This is a genomic window from Enterobacter sp. WPR_3_1, from assembly GCF_003635055.1.
Lineage (GTDB): Bacteria > Pseudomonadota > Gammaproteobacteria > Enterobacterales > Enterobacteriaceae > Enterobacter > Enterobacter ludwigii.
The window spans coordinates 1-3731 of the sequence record NZ_RBXU01000012.1; the positions used below are offsets into that span (position 1 = coordinate 1).

General features: G+C 53.3%; 2 protein-coding genes and 1 pseudogene. All 3 read left to right on the top strand.

What is annotated here, in order from left to right:
- Positions 1–3 precede the first annotated feature (3 nt).
- Entirely contained in the window at positions 4–1926 is a 1923-nt protein-coding gene (locus tag BJ887_RS16520; protein ID WP_121340131.1) for a phage terminase large subunit family protein, read from the top strand.
- Positions 1926–2132, top strand: coding sequence for a phage head-tail joining protein (locus BJ887_RS16525; protein WP_121340132.1), 207 nt, complete (start codon positions 1926–1928; stop codon positions 2130–2132). The genes BJ887_RS16520 and BJ887_RS16525 overlap by 1 nt, the downstream gene beginning before the upstream one ends.
- Positions 2129–3634 (top strand): annotated as a pseudogene (locus tag BJ887_RS16530) (phage portal protein); the annotation flags it as partial. The gene BJ887_RS16525 and the pseudogene BJ887_RS16530, both read left to right, overlap by 4 nt.
- Positions 3635–3731 lie beyond the last annotated feature (97 nt).

The following is a 3731-nucleotide window of genomic DNA, read 5'->3' on the forward strand; positions in this document are numbered from 1 at the left end:
TGAGTGAATATATCGAACAGTCAGGTTAAGGGGCTACAGCACTCCGCGCGCTCGGGGCTCCGTTCGCTGTACCGGCCAGAGCCGCAAACGGCGGTAGAGTGGGCAGACGAAAATTATTACCTCCCGAAAGAGTCTGCTTATCAGGAAGGGCGCTGGGAAACGCTACCGTTTCAGCGTGCGATAATGAATGCGATGGGTAATGACTATATCCGTGAGGTCAATGTCGTTAAGTCTGCCCGTGTAGGCTATTCAAAAATGCTGCTCGGCGTGTATGCGTATTTCATCCAGCATAAACAACGTAACTCACTTATCTGGTTACCTACCGACGGTGATGCAGAGAACTTCATGAAGTCCCATGTCGAACCGACAATCAGGGATATCCCCACGCTATTGGCGCTGGCACCCTGGTACGGTAAAAAACACCGGGACAACACGTTGAGCATGAAACGTTTCTCGAATGGTCGCGGTTTCTGGTGCCTCGGTGGTAAAGCTGCAAAAAACTACCGTGAAAAATCTGTTGATGTGGCGGGTTATGACGAGCTGGCGGCATTTGACGAGGATATCGAGAAAGAGGGCTCTCCAACGTTTCTGGGTGATAAACGTATTGAAGGGTCGGTCTGGCCTAAATCCATACGAGGATCCACACCCAAAATTAAAGGAACGTGCCAGATTGAACGTGCCGCCAAAGAGTCGGAGCATTTCTTACGCTTCTATGTTCCCTGCCCACATTGTGGGGAAGAGCAGTACCTTAAATTCGGCGATAAAGAGACGCCATTCGGATTCAAGTGGACGCCGGGGGATCCTGCCAGCGTTATATACCTGTGTGAGCACAATGCCTGCGTAATTAAACAGCAGGAGCTCGATTTTTCGCAGGCGCGGTACATCTGTGATGAAACCGGGATCTGGACGCGCGACGGCCTTTGCTGGTTTTCATCATCGGGTACCGAAATTGATCCGCCTGACAGCGTTACCTTTCACGTCTGGACGGCCTATAGCCCCTTCACAACATGGGTGCAAATCGTCAAGGACTGGATCAAGACCAAAGGCGACATGGGAAAACGTAAGACGTTCGTCAACACAACGCTTGGTGAAACGTGGGAGCCTAAAATTGGTGAGCGTCCTGATGCTGAGGTGATGGCCGAACGTATTGAGCACTTCGGGGCCAGGGTGCCGGAGCGCGTGGCCTACCTTACTGCCGGTATTGACTCCCAGCTTGACCGTTACGAAATGCGTGTCTGGGGCTGGGGGCCTGGCGAGGAAAGCTGGCTTATCGACAAAATTATCATTATGGGTCGCCATGATGATGAATCCACGCTTCTCAGGCTGGACGAGGCGATTAACAAAACCTATCCGAGGCCTAACGGCGTTGAGATGCTTATTTCCCGCATCTGCTGGGATATCGGCGGCATAGACCCAACGATTGTTTATAACCGCTCGAAAAAGCATGGTCTGTTTCGTGTCATTCCTGTTAAAGGCGCATCTGTTTACGGCAAGCCCGTGGCGAATATGCCTCGCAAGCGTAACAAGAATGGCGTTTATCTCACTGAGGTAGGAACAGACACCGCGAAAGAGCAGATTTATAACCGTTTCACGCTGGTGGCAGAAGGCGACGAGCCGCTGGCGGGTGCGGTTCACTTCCCTAATAACCCTGAAATATATGATTTAGCTGAGGCTCAGCAGCTTACGGCTGAAGAGCAGGTTGAGAAGTGGGTAGACGGGAAGAAAAAAATCGTCTGGGACAGTAAAAAACGACGAAACGAGGCGCTTGACTGTTTTGTCTACGCGCTTGCAGCACTGCGGATAAGTATCTCCCGCTGGCAGCTGGATCTGGATTCTCTTCTGGCCAGCTTACTGGAAGAAGACACTGGCCGTAAAAATAACAAATCTCTGGCTGATTATGCCAGGGCATTAGCGGGAGATGAATAATGGCAACACAGACTGAACTGGATGCCGCGCGCGCAGCGTTACATGACCTGATGATGGGGAAACGGGTTGCGACGGTACAGAAAGACGGGCGAAAGGTGGAATTTACGGCGACCTCAGTCAGCGATCTGAAAAAGTACATCGCCGATCTTGAGTCACAGGTCGGTACCACTTCACGACGCCGCGGGCCGGCAAGGTTCTACGCATGAAAATTCCTTCTTTAGTTGGCCCTGACGGGAAAACCTCCCTGAGGGAATATGCAGGCTATCACGCCGGTGGCGGCGGATTCGGTGGACAGCTAAATGCCTGGAATCCCCAGAGTGAAAGTGCCGACGCCGCACTTCTGCCGAACTTCTCACGGGGGAATGCCCGTGCTGATGATCTGGTCCGAAACAATGGTTATGCGGCAAACGCCGTGCAGTTGCACCAGGATCACATCGTCGGGTCTTTTTTCAGACTGAGTTACTGCCCGAGCTGGCGATATCTCGGCATTAAAGAAGAGGAAAGCCGAGCGTTTGCCAGGGAAGTGGAGGCCGCCTGGTATGAATATGCGGAGGATGACTTTTGCGGGATTGATGCCGAGCGCAAGCGAACCTTTACCATGATGATCCGCGAAGGTGTCGCGACGCACGCTTTTAACGGCGAACTGTGCGTTCAGCCCACCTGGGACAGTGATTCATCGCGACTTTTTCGCACGCAATTTAAAATGGTTAGTCCAAAACGCGTGAGTAATCCCGGTAATACAGGTGACACGCGTAACTGTCGCGCGGGCGTCAAAATCAGTGATAGCGGCGCAGCGCTGGGGTACTACGTCAGCGAAGACAGCTATCCTGGCTGGATGTCGCAAAAATGGACCTATATACCACGGGAACTGCCGGGCGGAAGGCCATCATTCATCCATATTTTTGAACCGCTTGAGGATGGACAGACCCGCGGCGCAAACGTGTTTTACAGCGTGATGGAGCAGATGAAAATGCTCGACACCCTGCAAAATACCCAGCTCCAGAGCGCGATAGTGAAGGCCATGTATGCGGCCACCATCGAAAGTGAGCTTGATACCGATACGGCGATGGACTTTATCCTCGGCGCGGATAGCAAGCAGCAAAATAAGTTGACGGGCTGGCTTGGCGAAATGGCATCTTATTACGCCGCGGCGCCGGTTCGCCTCGGTGGCGCGAAAGTGCCTCATCTTTTGCCGGGCGATTCACTGAACCTTCAGTCAGCGCAGGATACCGATAACGGTTATTCCACCTTTGAACAATCCCTTCTGCGCTATATCTCGGCTGGTCTTGGTGTGTCGTATGAGCAACTTTCCCGCAACTACTCTCAGATGAGCTATTCGACAGCGCGTGCCAGCGCCAATGAATCCTGGGCGTTCTTTATGGGGCGTCGGAGGTTTGTCGCGGCCCGGCAGGCCTGTCAGATGTTCGTCTGCTGGCTCGAAGAGGCGATTGCGCGCCGGGTTGTCACGCTCCCGTCCAAAGCCAGGTTTAGCTTCCAGGAGGCGAGAACCGCATGGGGTAACGCCAACTGGATTGGCTCGGGGCGCATGGCTATTGATGGGCTGAAGGAGGTGCAGGAGGCCGTAATGCTGATCGAGGCCGGTCTCAGCACATATGAGAAGGAGTGTGCCAAACGCGGAGATGACTATCAGGAAATATTTTCTCAGCAGGTACGTGAAACTATGGAGCGCCGCCAGGCGGGACTTAAACCTCCGGCATGGGCGGCTGCTGCTTTCGGCGCAGGGCTGAAAAAATCAAACGAGGAGGATAAAGATGACGCCAGAGCTGCGTAATCTCCCGCACATT